This window comes from Rhodoferax potami (assembly GCF_032193765.1).
Classification (GTDB): domain Bacteria; phylum Pseudomonadota; class Gammaproteobacteria; order Burkholderiales; family Burkholderiaceae_C; genus Allorhodoferax; species Allorhodoferax potami.
The window spans coordinates 1,402,073-1,418,607 of sequence record NZ_JAVBIJ010000001.1; the positions used below are offsets into that span (position 1 = coordinate 1,402,073).

Consider the following 16,535-nt stretch of genomic DNA (forward strand, 5'->3'; position numbering starts at 1 on the left):
CCTCGGCCACTCAGACCTTTTGGAAGGCGCTAAACACCTGCTGGGGGTTGAATGGCAATTCCAAGACATCGGAGTAACCCATGGTCTCGGCCTGCCGGATGGCTCTCCAGTCAGGCGATGCCATCACCGCCATTAGCTTGGGCGGACGGGCGGCCAAGCCCCCCACGTGTTTGGCAAGCTCCCAGGGTTCCGGTTTTTGGGCATCTACAAACACCAGGGCGAGGCCATAGTGGCGGGACTGCAAACCCTGTTCACAGGCCTCCAGGGTTTGCGCCTCGTCTACGACCAACACCCCTGCCAGGGCCAAGCGTGCCCTCAGGTAGTAGGTCTCAACAGGCGGTATACCGACCAACAGCGCACACCGGATTCCCGGCGGTGGCGGGGATGGGGCGGCAGAGGTGTCCGCAAAAATATCAATGTCCACCTCTTGGGAGCTGGCAAACAGCGCATCCAGCGACTGCACCAGCCCACCCCAATCCACAGGCCGTTGCAGGCTGCGCCAAGCGCCCGTGGGTGCCGACTCCCCCACCGCAATGATTTTGAGGTGCGGGTTGAAGCCGGGTGACACCAGGTCCAGCCCCGCCTCATAACTGTCCACATCAATCAAGGCCACGTTGGGCGAAGTGCCGTCCAGCGGGGTCCAGAGCACATATTTCGGCCCATCGGTGCGGGACACCCGGAACAGCGTGTTCAGCGTATGCCGCTCGGCATCGCTGAACCCCACTACTTTGACCCACACGGTGATTGCCATTGTGATCTGCAAGCGACGTTGCGCTTACCGCTCCTTGGAATAAGGCCGACCCAGTGCCTGGGGAGCTACAGCCTTGCCGATGAAGCCGGCCAGCAAAACCACCGTCAAGACATAGGGCAATGCCTGAATAAATTGCACGGGCACCTCGCCGAATCCGCTGATTTGGACTCCTTGCAAACGGATGGCCGCTGCGTCCAGAAAGCCGAACAACAAGCAAGCCCAGAATGCGCCCACCGGATGCCAACGGCCAAAAATCAACGCAGCCAGGGCCATAAAGCCACGCCCCGCGGTCATGTTGGCAGAGAAGTTCGCACTTTGCGCCAATACCAAATAGGCACCCGCCAGTCCGCACAAAACCCCATTGATGGTCAATGCGGCATAACGCAGGCGGCTCACCGACACACCCGCAGCATCCACCATTTGCGGGTTCTCGCCCACCGCCCGCAAACGCAGTCCGAAACGGGTGCGGAACAGTACCCACCAGCACACGGGCACCAGCGCCAGCGCCAGGTAGACCATGGCGTTGTGGCTCAATAGTCCCTCGCCCACGATCCGGCCCACCAGCGGGATGCCATTGAGTGCTTCGGGCAGACCCGGGAACAGCGCCTGGATACGGACGTCGCTGCCCACCGGGGGCGTCTGTCCGCCCTGGGAGAACCAGGCGATACCGAGCACCACCGTCATGCCGGCGGCGATGATGTTGATCGCTACCCCGGACACCACTTGGTCCCCTTTATGGCTGACGCAGGCCAAGCCATGCATCCAGGACAAGGCCACCGCCACCAGCACGCCCAAGCCCAGAGCCAACGCGGTCGACTGGTAGGCCGCCCCTGCAGCGCCGGCCGCGAAGGCGGCAAACAACATCTTGCCCTCCAAGCCGATGTCCACCACGCCAGAGCGCTCTGAAAACATGCCCGCGAGCGCGCACAAAATCAGCGGCGTGGACACACGCAGCGTCGAGGCCAGCATGGCTGCGATCAAAGTGTCATCCATGTTGCACCCCCGACTTCACAAACTTTGACAAGACCCACGCCAGCATCGGCGCAATCACATAGACCATTGCCCCGGAGAACAACACGATAAACCCTTGCAACATCACCACCATTTCACGGCTGAAGCCTGACACCTCAAATGCCACCTCAGCACCGCCCTGAAACAGTGCGCCAAACAACACACTGGCAAAGATGATGCCCACCGGGTGGTTGCGCCCCATCAAGGCCACCGCGATACCCGTAAAGCCGGCACCACTCACAAACTCCAGTAACAATTTGCCATTGACGCCGGCGATTTCGTTCATGCCGACCATGCCGGCCAAAGCGCCGGAAATCGCCATCGCAATCACGATCTGGTGCCGCACGTTGATGCCCGCATACTCCGCCGCACTTTGGCTGGAGCCCACCGCCCGCAGGCGATACCCTGCGCGGGTACGCCACAAAAACAGGTACACCCCGGCCGAGGCGAGCAAGGCCAAGACCAGGCTCATGTTGAGGGGTGATGCATCCCACTCAATGCCAATTGCCGCCAGCGCTTCATGCATGCCGGGCAACTTGGCCGATGCTGCAAATGCGGCACTCTCAACCGACATCGAGCCGGCTGGGCGCAGGTGATTCACCAACAAGTAGACCAACAAGCTGCTGGCAATGAAGTTGAACATGATGGTGGTGATCACCACATGGCTGCCGCGGTACGCCTGCAAATACGCAGGTACCGCAGCCCAGGCGGCCCCGAACAAGGCACCACTGAGCACCATCAGCGGCAGCATCACCCAAGCAGGCAACGCATGGGACAGCCACAAGCCCATCAAACCGGTACCCAAGCCGCCCAGAATGGCCTGCCCTTCACCACCGATGTTGAAAAGCCCGCCGTGAAAGGCCACTGCCACTGCAAGCCCGGTAAAGATAAAGGTAGTGGCGTAGTACAGCGTGTAGCTGATACCGCGCTCGCTACCAAAAGCGCCCTGCACCAGCACCGAAATCACCTCTACAGGGTCCTGCCCCACCATGGCCACCACACCGGCCGCGGCCAGCAAGGCCACCAAAAGGCAGACCGCAGGCAACAGCACCAAGTCCGCCCAACGCGGCAATGCATAGTTTGCGTTCATTGCGACCCTCCGGTCATCAGCAAGCCGATACCCGCCTCTGTGCAATCTTCAATGGCCAGCTCGCCGCTGACGCGTCCTTGATTCATCACAATCACCCGATCCGACAGCGCCAAAATCTCGTCCAATTCGCTGGATACGACCAGCACCGCACACCCTGCATCGCGCATCGCGCGCAGCTGGGAGTAAATAAATTCAATAGCGCCAATATCGACCCCACGCGTCGGCTGCCCTACCAGCAGCACTTTTGGTGACTGCCCCAGCTCCCGTGCCAGCACGAGTTTTTGCTGGTTGCCGCCGGAGAACTTGCTGCTCTTGAGCTCAGGGTCGCGCGGGCGCACATCAAAGCGCTCCATCAAGCCGGCAGTCGCCTCACGCATGGCAGCGTGCGACATCCAGCCGCCACTCGAATAGGCGGGCAAACCGTCATAGCCAAGCACGGCAGACTCCCAAGCGACAAAATCCATCACCATGGCGCGTGCATGCCGGTCTTCCGGTACATGGGCAACCCCCAAGTCCCGGGCGGTTTGTGGATCCAGCCAACGGGCAGCGCTGAATGTTTGCCCACCGGTGGCCAAACTGCCCGCGTCGGGGGCCAGCAATCCGGACAGCACATCCAACAACTCGCTCTGACCATTCCCGGAAACACCTGCAACCCCCACAATCTCACCGGCCCGCAAGTCGAGGTTGAGCCCATGCAAACGAATGACTTGCAGTGCATCTTTCACCACCACATCTCGCACCGACAGCAAAACCTCGCCCACCGGGCGCGCATCAGCGTCCAGCCGACCCATTTGCACTTTGCGACCCACCATGGCCTCGGCCAGGCTTTCTACAGAAGCCTGCGCAATCGGCATCTCTTGCACTACTTTGCCGCCCCGCATCACGGTGACGGTGTCACACAAGCCCATGACTTCTTTAAGCTTGTGGGTGATCAACAGAATCGTGGTGCCCTGCCCGCGCAGCACCCGGAGCACCTTGAACAAGTGTTCGGTCTCTTGCGGAGTCAGAACGGCGGTGGGCTCGTCCAAAATCAAAATCTTGGCGCCGCGGTACAAGGCTTTGAGGATTTCCAGGCGTTGGCGGTCGCCTACCGGCAAATCGGCGACTACCGCATCCAGCTTCACCTGCAGGCCGGTCGCCTGCATCAAGGTCTCGAGCTTGCTGCGCACAGTCGCATCGGCCTTGTGCAACAACCAATGGGGCTCGGCACCCAGCATGACGTTTTCAAGCGCGGTCAGGGTATCGACCAGCATAAAGTGCTGGTGCACCATACCGATGCCTTGTGCAATCGCATCATCTGCGTTGCGGATCGTTACCGGCTTGCCGAGAACCGAAATCTCGCCACTGTCCGCTTGATAGAAGCCGTACAGAATGGACATCAAGGTGCTTTTACCCGCACCGTTCTCGCCCACGATGCCGTGCACCGTGCCACTGGTCACCCGCAAGTTCACATCGGCATTGGCGGCTACTGCCCCAAACCGTTTGTTGATGCCTTGCATGTGAATCGCCGGGGGCGTTGTACTCTCTACACTCAAATCCTGCTCCTCATCGGGCTCTTGCCCTGAAGCGAAAAGCCCACGGTACGTGCAAGCACCGCGGGCTTTACAACCAGGAAAGAGAACCTCCGTGCGCGGAGGCCCCTTTCAGATTACAACTTGCAGGCGTTGTCAGCCATGAAGTCAGCAACTTTGATCTTGCCGCTGATGATGTCGGCCTTAGCGGCTTCCACCTTCTTTTTGATTTCAGGGGTGATCAGCTTGGCGTTGTTGGCATCCACTGCGTAATCCACGCCGCCTTCTTTCAGACCCAATACAGTCATGCCAGCCTTGTGGCCCTTGGCCACGTTGTACACCGCAGTGTCCACGCGCTTGAGCATGGATGTGAGCATCGTGCCGGGGTGCAGGTGGTTCTGGTTGCTGTCCACACCGATGGCCAGCTTGCTGCTGTCTTTTGCTGCCTGGTACACACCGATACCGGTGCCGCCAGCTGCTGCAAACACGACATCAACACCTTGCGAGAACTGCGCCTTGGCCAGCTCGCCGCCGCGTGCGGGGTCGTTCCAAGCCGCGCCGGTGGTGCCTGTCATGTTGCCGATGACTTCCGCCTTGGGGTTGGCGAACAAAGCGCCTTGCTTGTAGCCGCACTCAAACTTGCGGATCAGGGGGATGTCCATACCGCCGACGAAGCCGACCTTGCCGGTCTTGCTGGCCATGGCTGCAATCGTGCCAACCAAGAAGCTGCCTTCTTGCTCTTTGAACACCACGGACTGCACGTTGGGCAGGTCTACGACCATGTCAATGATGGCGAATTGCAGCTTGGGGAATTCCTTGGCCACTTTTTCAATGCTGGAGGCTTGGCCGAAACCGATACCGATGATCGGGCTGGCACCGCGCTCAGCCATACGGCGGATCGCTTGCTCGCGCTGGGATTCATTGGTGATTTCGAACGACAAGTACTTCTTGCCGGTCTCTTTTTTCCACTTTTCGATGCCGTTGTAAGCCGCTTCGTTGAAGGACTTGTCAAACTTGCCGCCCATATCGAACACCACCGCCGGGTCAGCAGCGATAGCCTGGAAACTGGCGGCCAGGGTAGCGGCCAACAGCGTCATGCGCACAGGAGATTTAACGTTCATAGCTTCTCTCAGTTCTCAATCAAGTTAAAAAAACGGTCTGTTCAACACACCAATGGCACGGATGCCACTCAAATCACACATTTGCCGCCCACAGCAGACAACGCCACACTGTAGTTCAAGAATCACAGTGTGCCCCAGTGTCCGCATCAGGGCTTCTCCGTATATAACTCGGTCGTTATATACCTCTTACTCAACTCCGCAACCCGGCAGATGCTTCTCAGGCCTTGCGCAGCGTCTGCAACGATTGTCCGATGGCACTGGCCAGTCGCGCATTGTTCAGCACTAGCTGGATATTGGATGCCAAGCTGTCACCACCCGTGATTTCGCAAACCCTCGCCAACAAAAATGGAGTGGATTCTTTCCCTCCGATTTTCTGTGCTTGGGCTTCCGCCAATGCTTGTTCAATTGCAGCGTCAATCGCTTCGCTGGGCATTGCATACTCCGCAGGGATGGGATTCGCAATAACCATGCCACCGCTCAGCCCCATAGCCCACTTTGCGTGCAACACTTGGGCGATAGCCAGTGGCGTATCCAGGCGGTAGTCCACCGAAAACGCACTGTCGCGGGTAAAAAATGCGGGCAATGCCTTGGTCTGGTACCCCACGACGGGCACACCGTGCGTTTCAAGGTACTCGAGGGTCAAACGCAAGTCGAGAATGGATTTGGCGCCCGCGCACACCACGGCCACCGGGGTCTGTGCCAGCTCTTGCAAGTCTGCAGACACATCAAAGCTTTCTTGGGCACCCCGATGCACTCCGCCAATGCCACCCGTTGCAAACACGCGGATCCCAGCCATCGCGGCGATGATCATGGTCGACGCCACAGTGGTCGCGCCGGTAGCACCCGCCGCCACAATAAACGGCACATCACGGCGACTGACCTTCACAACATCGCGGCCGGAGCGGCCGAGTTGCTCAATGTCGGCCTCCGAGAGGCCCGCCTTCAGGCGCCCGTTCACAATCGCAATCGTGGCTGGCACCGCGCCATGGGCGCGGACTTCTGCCTCGACCATCAAGGCCGTTTGCACATTCTGCGGATACGGCATGCCGTGAGAAATGATGGTGGACTCCAAGGCCACCACGGGTACGCCGTTTTGCAAGGCGTGTTGCACTTCGGGTGCGATATCGAGATAAGGATTCAGGGTCATGCGTTCTTGCTCATATGGTGCCGGACGGCGGCATCGGTCAAATCCGGCGAGTTGGCGAATGTACTTGAAAGCGTGATCTCTGCGCAGGCAACGCCGTACTCCACCGCATCTTTCATCACTTTACCCGCCAGCAGGGCAGCCACTGCCCCTGCCAACAAGGCATCGCCCGCCCCTGTGCTGCTCACTACCCGCACCTTGCGGGACTGCCTGAAAAAGGGCTCTGCTCCCAGTTGTCCCCACGCAAGGCCGGATGCACCGTGACTGACGATCACCCGCTCAACACCGCCATCCAGGAAGTGTTGCACAGCGGCCGGGCATTGCTCCGGTGTGTCTACCGGCAAACCGCTGAGCGCACTGGCCTCGAGGTGATTGAGTTTGAGCAGATACACACCTGCCAAGAGCCCTACCAGTCGCCGGCACTTGGCCACCGACACGCCATCCACCACCACCTTTCGCTTCAGACCCAGCAGGTGGGCCAGCGTTGGCTGCGCCAGATTGCAGTCCACCAGCAGCAACGCATTGGCATCTGACAAGGCGGGAGAAGCCGCACACACCTCAGGCGTGAGCGATTCCAGAATGTCCATGTCATTCACGGCCATCGCCACCTCGCCATCGGGCTGGTGCAAGGACAAATAGGTCGCCGTGCGTTGACCGGCAATCGTCAACATAGCGTCAACGCCCACGCCGGTTGCGGCGGTGCTGGCCACCACTTGGCGGCCAAAAACATCATCGCCCACCACCGACAACAACTGCACACGCGCACCGAGCCGAGCCAGGTTCTCTGCCAAGTTGCGGCCGACTCCGCCGGGCGAATATTGAATGCTCCCGGGCGTGGAATCCCCGGCGGTAACCGCGCTATGCGCTTTGGCGCTCACGTCCATATTGGAGCCACCTACCACGGTGACCGAGAGAAAAGCTGCGGACGGATCAGGGGTCATTAAGGTCTATATCGAAGGGCTTATCTGGCGCTCTTAAATTCAGCGTCAAAATAAGCGGCTTCGCAAACTGAGAGTGCTAACGATGATACTTGTGGCTGGCTCTGCCAATTTGGACTTTGTAGTCCGCGCCCCTCACATTCCTGCCCCGGGGGAAACGGTGCTCGGCCGCGACTTCAAGACCTTTCCCGGAGGTAAGGGAGCCAATCAGGCCGTTGCATCCGCCAAAGCTGGCGGCGCGCCCACCCACATGCTGCTGGGTTTGGGGAACGATGCTTTTGCATCGCCTTTAGAGAGTTCGCTCCAATCAGCAGGAGTCACGATGCACATCGTGCGCACCCCTGACCACCCGACCGGAACCGCCTTTATTTGCGTGTCCGATGATGCTGAAAACGCCATCACGGTCGCACCCGGCGCCAATGCCGAGTTGCGCCCTGACCATTTGCCGTCGCTGGGTGGGTTCACCCACCTGCTTCTGCAACTCGAAACGCCCTTGGACACCGTGACTGCCTATGCACAGGCGGCGCGCGCCAAAGGTGTGCAAGTCGTGCTAAACGCGGCGCCTGCCCGGCCATTGCCTGCCGAATTGCTGGCCCTGGTTGACGTGCTGGTTGTCAACGAAGGGGAGCTTGCCGTGGTATCCGGCCACCAAGGCAGCATTGCGGCCTGCGTTGAGCGCTTGGCGGTGCCCACCGTGGTCGTCACCCTCGGCCACCACGGCAGCTGCGCCCGCCACCTAGGCGGTTTTGTGCTGCAAAGTGCATTCCCCATCACTCCGGTCGACACCACTGGCGCAGGCGACACCTTCTGCGGCAGCCTGGTGGCCGCCCTCAGCCAAGGGAAGGACTTGCCCACGGCCCTGCGGTTTGCCAGCGCGTCCAGCGCTTTGGCCTGCACACGCTGGGGCGCGCAGTCCAGCATTCCGGACACTGCAGAGGTGCAAGCCCTGCTCGACTCGTCCCCCATCTCCGATCCGGCCAGCGAAAGTGCCTTGCGCAGCTTTTGCGGCCTGAACTAAACCCTCTCAACCCGATTCTTAACCGAGACATACCCCATGAGCAACGCCACCACTGCCAGCACCGCCCGCAAAGTGATTTACGACACGGACCCCGGTGTCGATGACGCCATGGCGCTGTACTACGCGCTGGCACACCCCGGCATTGATGTGGTGGGCATCACCACCACCTTCGGCAATGTGACCGTGGAGCAGGCAGCCACCAACGGTCTGTACCTGACAGAGATCGCAGGCCGCAAGATCCCCGTCACCCTCGGCGTAAAAACACCTTGGCTCAAAGCGCCCGGCACACCGCCTGACTTCATCCACGGCGGTGACGGCTTGGGCAACCTGCCCTCCCGCGTGGCGACCACCAGCGTGCTGGACCCCCGCCCATCGGCGCAGTTCATTGTGGACATGGCCCGCGCCCACCCCGGCGAAATCACCCTGGTCGCTGTCGGCCCCTTGGGCAACCTCGCCACCGCGCTGAAGCTTGAGCCCAACCTGCCCAAGCTGCTGAAAGAGGTCTTCATCATGGGCGGCACCGTGGTAGAGCCCGGCAACGTGTCTCCTGTCGCCGAAGCCAACATCTGGAACGACCCCCACTCTGCAGACTTTGTGTTCACCGCCGGCTGGAAGCTCACCATGGTGGGCCTCGACGTCACCCACCAGCTGATCGTGCCCTTGGCCCTGTTCAAAAAAGTGGCAGACCACCACAAGCACATTGCTACCGACACACTGCACCACGCCGTGAGCTTTTACGCGGACTTCTACAGCGGCATCTACCCGCATGTGGCCAAAATTCACGGCTGCTTCGGTCACGACGTGCTGGCTTTTGTGGCGCTCACCAACCCTGAGCTGTTTGAAATCCAGACAGGCCGCATCCGCGTGGCGACTGAAGGTCCCGCCAACGGCCAGACCATGATGCGCCGCAAGGACATCTTCTATCCGCAGCCCGGTTGGGGCGACGACGTGCCCGACACCCACGCCTGCCTGCAGCTCAAGGCCGACGAAGCGTTGCAGCTCATTGAAACCACCCTGATGTCCTCCTGGCTCTAAGCCCCACAGAAAGCGCGAGTCCCGTCATGCACTTACCCGTCGTTGACTTCACCAGCCCGACAGCTCCACAAGAGTTTTGCAAAAGCCTGCACGAAACCGGCTTTGGCGTCCTGAAGAACCACCCCTTGAGCCAGGATCTGGTCGAGAGCATTTACGCCGAATGGCTCGGCTTTTTCAAAACCGAGGCAAAAGCCAAATACCCCAACGACCCGGTCAAGCACGACGGCTATTTCTCGCCCAGCGTGTCAGAAACGGCCAAGAACTTCACCAAGAAGGATTTGAAAGAGTTCTTTCACATTTACCCTTGGGGCCGCTACCCGGCCGAGGTGAGCGACGCTGCCCAGCGCTACTACAAAGAAGGCGCCACGTTGGCTGCCACGTTGCTGAACTGGGTGGAAGCGAACTCACCCGCGGATGTGAAGGCACGGTATTCCATGCCCCTGCCCGCCATGATTGAGGGTAGCGACCACACCCTCTTGCGCGTTTTGCACTACCCGCCGCTGCGGGGCGATGAAGAACCCGGCGCGGTGCGTGCCGCAGCTCATGGTGACATCAACCTGTTGACCATCCTGCCGGCGGCTACCGAGCCCGGCCTGCAAGTGTTGGGTAAGGATGAAGCCTGGCACGATGTGCCCTGTGACTTTGGTCTGCTGATCGTCAACATCGGCGACATGCTGGCCGAAGCCTCCGGCGGCTACTACCCCAGCACCGTGCACCGGGTGCTCAACCCCACCGGCGAAGGTGCGACCAAGTCGCGCATTTCGCTGCCGCTGTTTCTGCACCCCCGCCGCGAAGTGGTGCTCTCCGAGCGCTACACGGTGGAAAAGTACTTCAACGAGCGTATGGAAGAGTTGCGCGGTAAGAAAGCCTGAGATGCGCCCAGGCCCTGAAGTTCAGACTTCCGGCCTTGGCGAACTTTGGCAGCGCAACGCTTGGCGCTGCTGTTTTAGGCAAAATTGGCCGCTAGCGCCCCAAAAATACGCGCGAGCAGCTACTTTTTTTGTAGCAGATAGAGCGTACAAGCGTTCGAAATGGATCTCAGAAAGGCAGCTTCGGGCCAGTTGCGGGCCTCCGTGCACGTCAGCTTTAGGGCATTACGAAAGATCGGCCAGATTGCCGCGCAGCCGCCTCCAGGCTCTACGCGCAAGTGCTGGTAAAAAAATGGTGGAGTCGGCCCGCTACCTTGCCCATCAAATGAATGTCACGAACATCAGCCAGATCGTTGCCCCAAATCGGATCCAGGCGGGAACGCCAGTCAATCTGTTGATGCAAAGCCATAAAAAGATGTTTATCGGCATCAGCGCTAGATGGATGACAACCGCAGCAACGGTTTGTCCTTTCGCAAGCAACATCAGCCCCAAAAACGACATCAGGAAGTTCGCGAAAGTACTCAATGCCAAAGTATCGCGCCACACGAGCGTGGATATAGGAATCTGCCCGGTCCAGCGGGCGGTTAGCGGGTGAACCCAGCGCATGCCATATGCGAGCCGGGAGGGCACTTCAGGCACTTTGCGTGCAATCTCGCTGGATATGCTGCGCCAGAGAAAAAACGTGCACTACGTCGGCCCAATTGGCACCCGCCAGCAAGGTCAAAGGTTCAGACCGGCCGCCACGGTCTTGGGTTGTTTCCAAGAAGATGTCGTGGGTTTTATCCGAGCGGTCAAAGCCCCTCACGATGCGGACGTCATCCAGCGGGATCCACTCGCTGTGACTTTTGGACCACCATTCGCCTTGGGTAACTCGCAGTTCGCACTGTTTGTTTAGCTTGTAGCGCCACCGCTCTTCCAAGTAATGCAATTTGCCAGCGACGTTCAGGGCAGCGATCCGCTGCTGCTGAGACATGCTCTCTACCGATGCCACTGGCGCTACGTTGTTGGGGTATCCCTCAACGCAGCCGGCCAATGTGATGGCTGCCATACACACCGCAACCGCCATCCTTGCCGACCTGAGGGTACGGGGTATCAAACTAAAGCGCATAAAAAGAATGGGGCTTCAAAATGCTTCTTCGCTCGCGGCGACTGGGGCTTGCTTGGTAGCCAGCACCTTGTCGATGGTGCGACCATCCATATCCACGATTTCGAGCTTCCAGCCCTCCCACATCACGGTTTCAGCAACCTTGGGTAGCTTGCCCGTCAGCAGCATGATCATCCCGCTCAGGGTGTGGTAACGGCCCCGGTCTTCCTCGGGCACGGTGTCCAGCGCCAGTCGATCTTTGAGTTCAGGAACGGGGATATGACCATCCAGAAGCCAGCTTCCATCTTCCCGCTGCACTGCCCAAGAGGTTTTGGGGTCCCTAGGATGAAATTCGCCAGTGATAGCTTCAATCAAATCCTGCAAAGTCACGATGCCCTGCACCTCTCCGTACTCGTCAATGATGAACGCCATATGCACGTCTGAAGAGCGGAAATTGTCCAGCAGCTCCATGCCCGTAATCGTCTCAGGCACATAAAGTGCCGTTTGCATGGGTTGGGCAGCCAGATCGGAGTTCGGCTCCTTCAGGGCGCGAGACAACCACTGCCGGGCATTGATGACTCCCAGCAAATCACCCATGTCACCCCGCACTACAGGGAATCGCGCATGGTCTGAGCTATCAATAAGCGCCATGTTTTCTTCAAAGCTGAGCTCGATGTCCAGGCATTTCACGTCAGCCCTGGGCACCATCAAAGAGCCGATTTGCCGGTCGTCGAGCAAAAACACATTGCGCACCATGGTGTGTTCGTGGGAGTCGATCACGCCTGCACTCGTACCCTCGGCAAGCACGGCATGGATTTCGGCTTCCGTGACGGCATTGTTCCCGTTGTCTTTGACACCCATCAACCGCAGCAGCGTGTGGGTCGATATCGACAGCAGGCGGACAAACGGCTTGGTGGCCAGCGCAAGAAAGTTAATGGGTCTGGCTACCAAGCGGGCAATGTTTTCAGGGCTACTTTGTCCGAGTCGTTTCGGAACCAACTCGCCCACCACGATGGAGAAATAGGTGATCAGCACCACCACCAATCCGGTGGCAGCGTAGTTGGCATAAACCTGTTCCATGCCCAGTTCGACCAACCACAGACTCAAAGGTTGCGCCAGAGCAGCCTCGCCCACGATACCGTTGAGTACACCAATAGACGTGATGCCGATTTGGATGGTGGAGAGAAAGCGGGTGGGGTCTTCTCCCAGCTTGATGGCGGCTACTGCGCCATGGTCACCCTCATCAATAAGCTTTTGGAGTCGCGTTTTGCGCGCGGTTACCAAGGCAATTTCGGACATTGCGAACAAGCCGTTAATCAAGATGAGGGTAAAAAGTATGGCGATTTCCATAGGGCGGGAGATGACCCCCCTCGATAACAAAGAAGCTGGAATTGTAAAGATTCAGCCGAGAGCGAGTCTTGGCCTATCCGCTTGTGTTTCGAACAGACTCAGCCCAACATATTTATTTGCGTGCGGGGAATGCCCCGCTCCAAGCAAATACAGAATTCGCAGCATTCGTGGTCACCTTCGACGGCGATTTGGACTTCAATGGGCTTTTGACATCAACTTTACGGACTTCCACCCTAAAGCCCTTGTCGTGTTGCTCCTGGGCCAAACTACGTAGTGAAATAGTCTGCATGTGGGCTAGGAGAGCGTTCTGCATGCTTTTCCACAAATCAGCAGTGACTTCCGCAGCTGAGCCAACACCTTTCAATTTGGAATCGTCCTCCTCGAGTGCCAAGAATATGTCGGCCACTGAAATCTGATCGCCCGAAAGCCCAAGGGTGTAACCCCCACCGGGACCTCGTGTGCTGATCACTATCCCGGCCTCGCGGAGCTTGGCAAAAACCTGCTCTAAGTAAGACAGTGAAATCTTGTGACGCACGGCTACCTCGGACAATGGAACAGGAGCGTTCACGTCCCTCAAGGCTAGGTCAATGAGGGCAGTAATTGCAAATCGACCACGAGTGCTGAGTCTCATCGCGAGACCTCCAAAAGAATCCAATTCATACCAAGGCTGCCGGTACACATCGGAAAAATAGAAATGATAGTGACCTGAGGGCTCTTGAATCAAAACGTGGATGTATGAACCAAAGCCCCATTTCTAAGACTGCGATTTCCCTCGCATAGTTCCTGAGTGTGAACTTCCGCTATCCGGCGAGGTATCAGGAGTGTGAAAAATCCGCTTTGGGTCGAAAGCTAGCATTGCTAAACCCGTTTCCGATCGATTCCCGCGGCCTCCATATAACCAGACCTCATACCGCCATAGCTAAAAAGTAGTTTTCAATCTAAGCCGACCCGCCTACATTCGCCGCCATGCATGATTTGGCGTTTGTACTGGCGGGCTTTTTTGTGGGCACGATTGTGGGCCTGACCGGTGTGGGCGGTGGCTCATTGATGACGCCCATCCTGATTTTCTTCTTTGGGGTCAAGCCTTACATGGCGGTCGGTACCGACCTGTTGTTTGCCGCTTTCACCAAAATGGGCGGCACGGTCAAACTGGCGCGCTCCGGCCATATCGACTGGCCGGTAGTTCTCAATTTGTCGGCCGGCAGCATCCCTGCGGCACTGGCAACGCTTTATGTGCTGCACCAACTGGGCGCCACCAGCGGAGAAGTACAAAAGATCATGACCAGCACCTTGGGCGTGGCCCTGTTGCTGACTGCCGCAGCCACCCTCTTTAAGGCCGTGCGCGGCAAGTCGGGCCCCAAATCCATTGCGGCCGGCCATGAAGCCGCTGCAGCACGCCCGCGCCACTGGAGCCTGCCGCTGTTGTTCGGCGCCCTCATTGGCACGCTGGTTACACTCACGTCCGTCGGCGCGGGCGCCATTGGCGTTACGGTGTTGATGCTGCTGTACCCGCTGCTGCCCCTGCCCCGCATTGTGGCGGCGGACATTGCCTATGCAGTGCCTCTGACCTTGGTGGCCGGCATGGGCCACGCGTCCCTCGGCTCAGTAGATTGGCCTCTGTTGGCCAAGCTGTTGGCAGGCTCGCTCCCCGGCATTTGGGTGGGCTCGCACCTGATGTTCAAGACCCCGGAGCGGGTGATTCGCGCCCTGCTCTCGCTGCTGCTGGCCTATGCCGGTTTGAAACTCATTGCACTTTGATTTTTTGCTGAACCCTGTCTATGTACCAATACACTGAATTTGACCGCCAGTTCATCCGCGCCCGCGCGGCCCAGCACCGCGACCAACTGGAGCGCAACCAGGCCGGCACTCTGAGTGACGAAGAATTCCGCCCCCTGCGCTTGCAAAACGGCTGGTACATCCAGCGCTACGCGCCCATGCTGCGCGTAGCGGTGCCTTACGGCGAGCTCTCCAGCGCCCAATTGCGCGTGCTGGCCCGCATTGCCCGCGAATACGACCACCCCAGCAAAGAGGTGTTCGACAAAGCCATCGGCACCCAAGCCACCTGGGGCACCACCCACCTGCCCGTGGGCTACGGCCACTTCACCACCCGCCAAAACGTGCAGTTCAACTGGATTCCATTAGCCAAGAGCGCCGACGTGATGGACCTGCTGGCCACCGTGAACATGCACGGTATCCAGACCAGCGGCAACTGCATCCGCAACATCACCAGCGACGAATTGGCCGGTGTGGCGGTGGATGAGATTGCCGACCCCCGCCCGTTTGCCGAAATCATGCGCCAGTGGAGCACGCTGCACCCTGAGTTCGCCTTCCTGCCTCGCAAGTTCAAGATCGCCATCACTGGCGCTACCAACGACCGCGCTGCGGTGCGTTGGCACGACGTTGGCCTGCACCTCATCAAAAACGATGCGGGCGAACTGGGCTTCCGCGTGTTTGTGGGCGGCGGCATGGGCCGCACCCCGGTCATCAGCACCGAGATCCGCGCCTTCCTGCCCTGGAACCAGATCATGAATTACCTGGAGGCGGTCGTGCGTGTGTACAACCGCTGGGGCCGCCGCGACAACCTGTACAAGGCGCGTATCAAGATCCTGGTGAAGGCCGAAGGCCAGCGCTACATCGACGAGGTGGAAGCCGAATACGAGCAAATCATTACCCGCGACGGTGCGCCGCACACCATCAGCCAAGCTGAGCTGGACCGGGTTACCGCATGTTTTGTGCCGCCAGCCCTCACAGAGCGGGCGCCAGCAGCTACTAAAACTATAGCAATCCCAGCTGAGCGCCAGAAAGACTACGACCGATGGTTGCAGCAAAACGTGGCCCCGCACAAGAACCCTGCGCTGCGCGCAGTCACCCTGTCGTACAAGCGCCTGGGTCAAGCCCCCGGCGATGCGGATGCCGACCAGCTCGACACCGCGGCCGCTTTGGCCGATGAGTTCTCTGCCGGTGAAACCCGCGTCACCCACGACCAGAACCTGCTACTGCCTTGGGTGCGCGCTGAAGACCTGCCCGCCCTGTGGGTGGCTGCCAGCCACGCCGGCTTGGCTCGCAGCAATGTGCGCCTGCTGACCGACATGATTGCTTGCCCCGGCGGCGATTTCTGTGCACTCGCCAATGCCCGCTCCATCCCGATAGCCGCCCAAATCACCGAGCGCTACCAGGACATGGACGAGCTGCACGACCTGGGCGAGATCGACCTGCACATCAGCGGTTGCATCAACTCCTGCGGACACCACCACAGCGGCCACATCGGCATCTTGGGCGTGGATAAAGACGGCAAGGAGTGGTACCAGGTGTCCCTGGGCGGCTCCGACGGCTCGGCACTGAGCGGCGAAGCCGTCCCCGGCAAGGTCGTGGGCCCCTCGTTTGGTGCGCTCGAAGTGCCCGGCGTGATTGAGGCCGTGCTAGATACCTTCCGCCAGCAGCGCGCGGGCAGCGAGACCTTTATCGACTGTTTCAAGCGCGTAGGCATGGACCCCTTCAAGGCGGCTGCGAACAGCGCCCGCCTGGCTGACAAGCACGAAGACCTGCACGCCCTGCCCAAAAAAGATGGCTACGCCAAAGACGCTCAAGAAGCCTGAAGCTCCGGACGCCGAAA

Annotated in this window: 16 protein-coding genes; 5 read left to right on the forward strand and 11 right to left on the reverse strand. The window is 59.4% G+C overall.

Annotation, left to right across the window (positions count from 1 at the left end):
* Positions 1 to 10 precede the first annotated feature (10 nt).
* From RAE21_RS06705 to RAE21_RS06735, 7 genes are all read right to left on the reverse strand, one after another.
* The gene (locus RAE21_RS06705; protein WP_313880698.1) at positions 11 to 751 is read right to left on the reverse strand and encodes a hypothetical protein; all 741 of its coding nucleotides are present in this window, start codon (positions 749 to 751) and stop codon (positions 11 to 13) included.
* Between the two features lie 24 nt (positions 752 to 775).
* On the reverse strand, positions 776 to 1,744 hold the full coding sequence (locus RAE21_RS06710) for an ABC transporter permease (protein ID WP_313880699.1): 969 nt from the start codon (positions 1,742 to 1,744) through the stop codon (positions 776 to 778).
* Positions 1,737 to 2,852, reverse strand: a complete 1,116-nt coding sequence (locus tag RAE21_RS06715) for an ABC transporter permease (protein WP_313880700.1) — start codon at positions 2,850 to 2,852, stop codon at positions 1,737 to 1,739. The genes RAE21_RS06710 and RAE21_RS06715 overlap by 8 nt, the downstream gene beginning before the upstream one ends.
* Positions 2,849 to 4,351 (reverse strand): ABC transporter ATP-binding protein, encoded by a 1,503-nt coding sequence (locus RAE21_RS06720; RefSeq protein ID WP_313880701.1) that lies wholly within the window; start codon positions 4,349 to 4,351, stop codon positions 2,849 to 2,851. The genes RAE21_RS06715 and RAE21_RS06720 overlap by 4 nt, the downstream gene beginning before the upstream one ends.
* Before the next feature lie 149 nt (positions 4,352 to 4,500).
* Positions 4,501 to 5,484, reverse strand: coding sequence for a BMP family lipoprotein (locus RAE21_RS06725; RefSeq protein WP_313876111.1), 984 nt, complete (start codon positions 5,482 to 5,484; stop codon positions 4,501 to 4,503).
* A gap of 217 nt (positions 5,485 to 5,701) precedes the next feature.
* Positions 5,702 to 6,625, reverse strand: a complete 924-nt coding sequence (locus tag RAE21_RS06730) for a pseudouridine-5'-phosphate glycosidase (protein ID WP_313882668.1) — start codon at positions 6,623 to 6,625, stop codon at positions 5,702 to 5,704.
* A gap of 2 nt (positions 6,626 to 6,627) precedes the next feature.
* On the reverse strand, positions 6,628 to 7,569 hold the full coding sequence (locus RAE21_RS06735) for a PfkB family carbohydrate kinase (protein ID WP_313880702.1): 942 nt from the start codon (positions 7,567 to 7,569) through the stop codon (positions 6,628 to 6,630).
* A gap of 82 nt (positions 7,570 to 7,651) precedes the next feature.
* Between RAE21_RS06735 and RAE21_RS06740 the strand changes: the two genes are divergently transcribed.
* From RAE21_RS06740 to RAE21_RS06750, 3 genes are read left to right on the forward strand one after another with little or no spacing between them, the layout of a single operon-like run.
* The gene (locus RAE21_RS06740) at positions 7,652 to 8,584 is read left to right on the forward strand and encodes a ribokinase (protein ID WP_313880703.1); all 933 of its coding nucleotides are present in this window, start codon (positions 7,652 to 7,654) and stop codon (positions 8,582 to 8,584) included.
* Positions 8,585 to 8,620: 36 nt separating this feature from the next.
* Positions 8,621 to 9,619: a nucleoside hydrolase gene (locus tag RAE21_RS06745; RefSeq protein WP_313876108.1), complete on the forward strand. Its 999-nt coding sequence runs from the start codon at positions 8,621 to 8,623 to the stop codon at positions 9,617 to 9,619.
* Positions 9,620 to 9,645: 26 nt separating this feature from the next.
* Positions 9,646 to 10,491 (forward strand): 2OG-Fe(II) oxygenase family protein, encoded by an 846-nt coding sequence (locus RAE21_RS06750; RefSeq protein ID WP_313880704.1) that lies wholly within the window; start codon positions 9,646 to 9,648, stop codon positions 10,489 to 10,491.
* A 318-nt stretch (positions 10,492 to 10,809) separates the two neighbouring features.
* Here RAE21_RS06750 and RAE21_RS06755 read toward each other — a convergent pair whose 3' ends face one another.
* The 4 genes from RAE21_RS06755 to RAE21_RS06770 form a co-directional block, all read right to left on the reverse strand.
* On the reverse strand, positions 10,810 to 11,127 hold the full coding sequence (locus tag RAE21_RS06755; protein ID WP_313880705.1) for a hypothetical protein: 318 nt from the start codon (positions 11,125 to 11,127) through the stop codon (positions 10,810 to 10,812).
* A complete protein-coding gene (locus RAE21_RS06760; protein WP_313880706.1) occupies positions 11,120 to 11,536 on the reverse strand; it encodes a hypothetical protein in 417 nt (138 codons plus the stop codon). Before RAE21_RS06760 ends, RAE21_RS06755 begins: the two co-directional genes overlap by 8 nt.
* A 75-nt stretch (positions 11,537 to 11,611) precedes the next feature.
* Complete coding sequence (locus RAE21_RS06765) at positions 11,612 to 12,922, reverse strand: hemolysin family protein (RefSeq protein WP_313880707.1); 1,311 nt, start codon at positions 12,920 to 12,922, stop codon at positions 11,612 to 11,614.
* A 112-nt stretch (positions 12,923 to 13,034) separates the two neighbouring features.
* Positions 13,035 to 13,553 carry an Rrf2 family transcriptional regulator gene (locus RAE21_RS06770; RefSeq protein WP_313880708.1) on the reverse strand — a complete coding sequence of 173 codons (519 nt, stop codon included), beginning with the start codon at positions 13,551 to 13,553 and terminating at the stop codon, positions 13,035 to 13,037.
* 335 nt (positions 13,554 to 13,888) lie between these two features.
* Between RAE21_RS06770 and RAE21_RS06775 the strand changes: the two genes are divergently transcribed.
* Complete coding sequence (locus RAE21_RS06775) at positions 13,889 to 14,680, forward strand: sulfite exporter TauE/SafE family protein (protein WP_313880709.1); 792 nt, start codon at positions 13,889 to 13,891, stop codon at positions 14,678 to 14,680.
* A gap of 20 nt (positions 14,681 to 14,700) precedes the next feature.
* On the forward strand, positions 14,701 to 16,518 hold the full coding sequence (locus tag RAE21_RS06780) for a nitrite/sulfite reductase (RefSeq protein ID WP_313880710.1): 1,818 nt from the start codon (positions 14,701 to 14,703) through the stop codon (positions 16,516 to 16,518).
* The last annotated feature ends 17 nt before the right edge of the window (positions 16,519 to 16,535 follow it).

Coding starts and splice junctions, on each gene's coding strand:
- RAE21_RS06770 (WP_313880708.1), bottom strand. CDS start 13,553: ATGAGACTCAGCACTCGTGGTCGATTTGCAATTACTGCCCTCATTGAC.
- RAE21_RS06745 (WP_313876108.1), top strand. CDS start 8,621: ATGAGCAACGCCACCACTGCCAGCACCGCCCGCAAAGTGATTTACGAC.
- RAE21_RS06715 (WP_313880700.1), bottom strand. CDS start 2,852: ATGAACGCAAACTATGCATTGCCGCGTTGGGCGGACTTGGTGCTGTTG.
- RAE21_RS06780 (WP_313880710.1), top strand. CDS start 14,701: ATGTACCAATACACTGAATTTGACCGCCAGTTCATCCGCGCCCGCGCG.
- RAE21_RS06740 (WP_313880703.1), top strand. CDS start 7,652: ATGATACTTGTGGCTGGCTCTGCCAATTTGGACTTTGTAGTCCGCGCC.
- RAE21_RS06760 (WP_313880706.1), bottom strand. CDS start 11,536: ATGGCAGCCATCACATTGGCCGGCTGCGTTGAGGGATACCCCAACAAC.
- RAE21_RS06735 (WP_313880702.1), bottom strand. CDS start 7,569: ATGACCCCTGATCCGTCCGCAGCTTTTCTCTCGGTCACCGTGGTAGGT.
- RAE21_RS06750 (WP_313880704.1), top strand. CDS start 9,646: ATGCACTTACCCGTCGTTGACTTCACCAGCCCGACAGCTCCACAAGAG.
- RAE21_RS06775 (WP_313880709.1), top strand. CDS start 13,889: ATGCATGATTTGGCGTTTGTACTGGCGGGCTTTTTTGTGGGCACGATT.
- RAE21_RS06720 (WP_313880701.1), bottom strand. CDS start 4,351: ATGCAAGGCATCAACAAACGGTTTGGGGCAGTAGCCGCCAATGCCGAT.
- RAE21_RS06765 (WP_313880707.1), bottom strand. CDS start 12,922: ATGGAAATCGCCATACTTTTTACCCTCATCTTGATTAACGGCTTGTTC.
- RAE21_RS06705 (WP_313880698.1), bottom strand. CDS start 751: ATGGCAATCACCGTGTGGGTCAAAGTAGTGGGGTTCAGCGATGCCGAG.
- RAE21_RS06710 (WP_313880699.1), bottom strand. CDS start 1,744: ATGGATGACACTTTGATCGCAGCCATGCTGGCCTCGACGCTGCGTGTG.
- RAE21_RS06725 (WP_313876111.1), bottom strand. CDS start 5,484: ATGAACGTTAAATCTCCTGTGCGCATGACGCTGTTGGCCGCTACCCTG.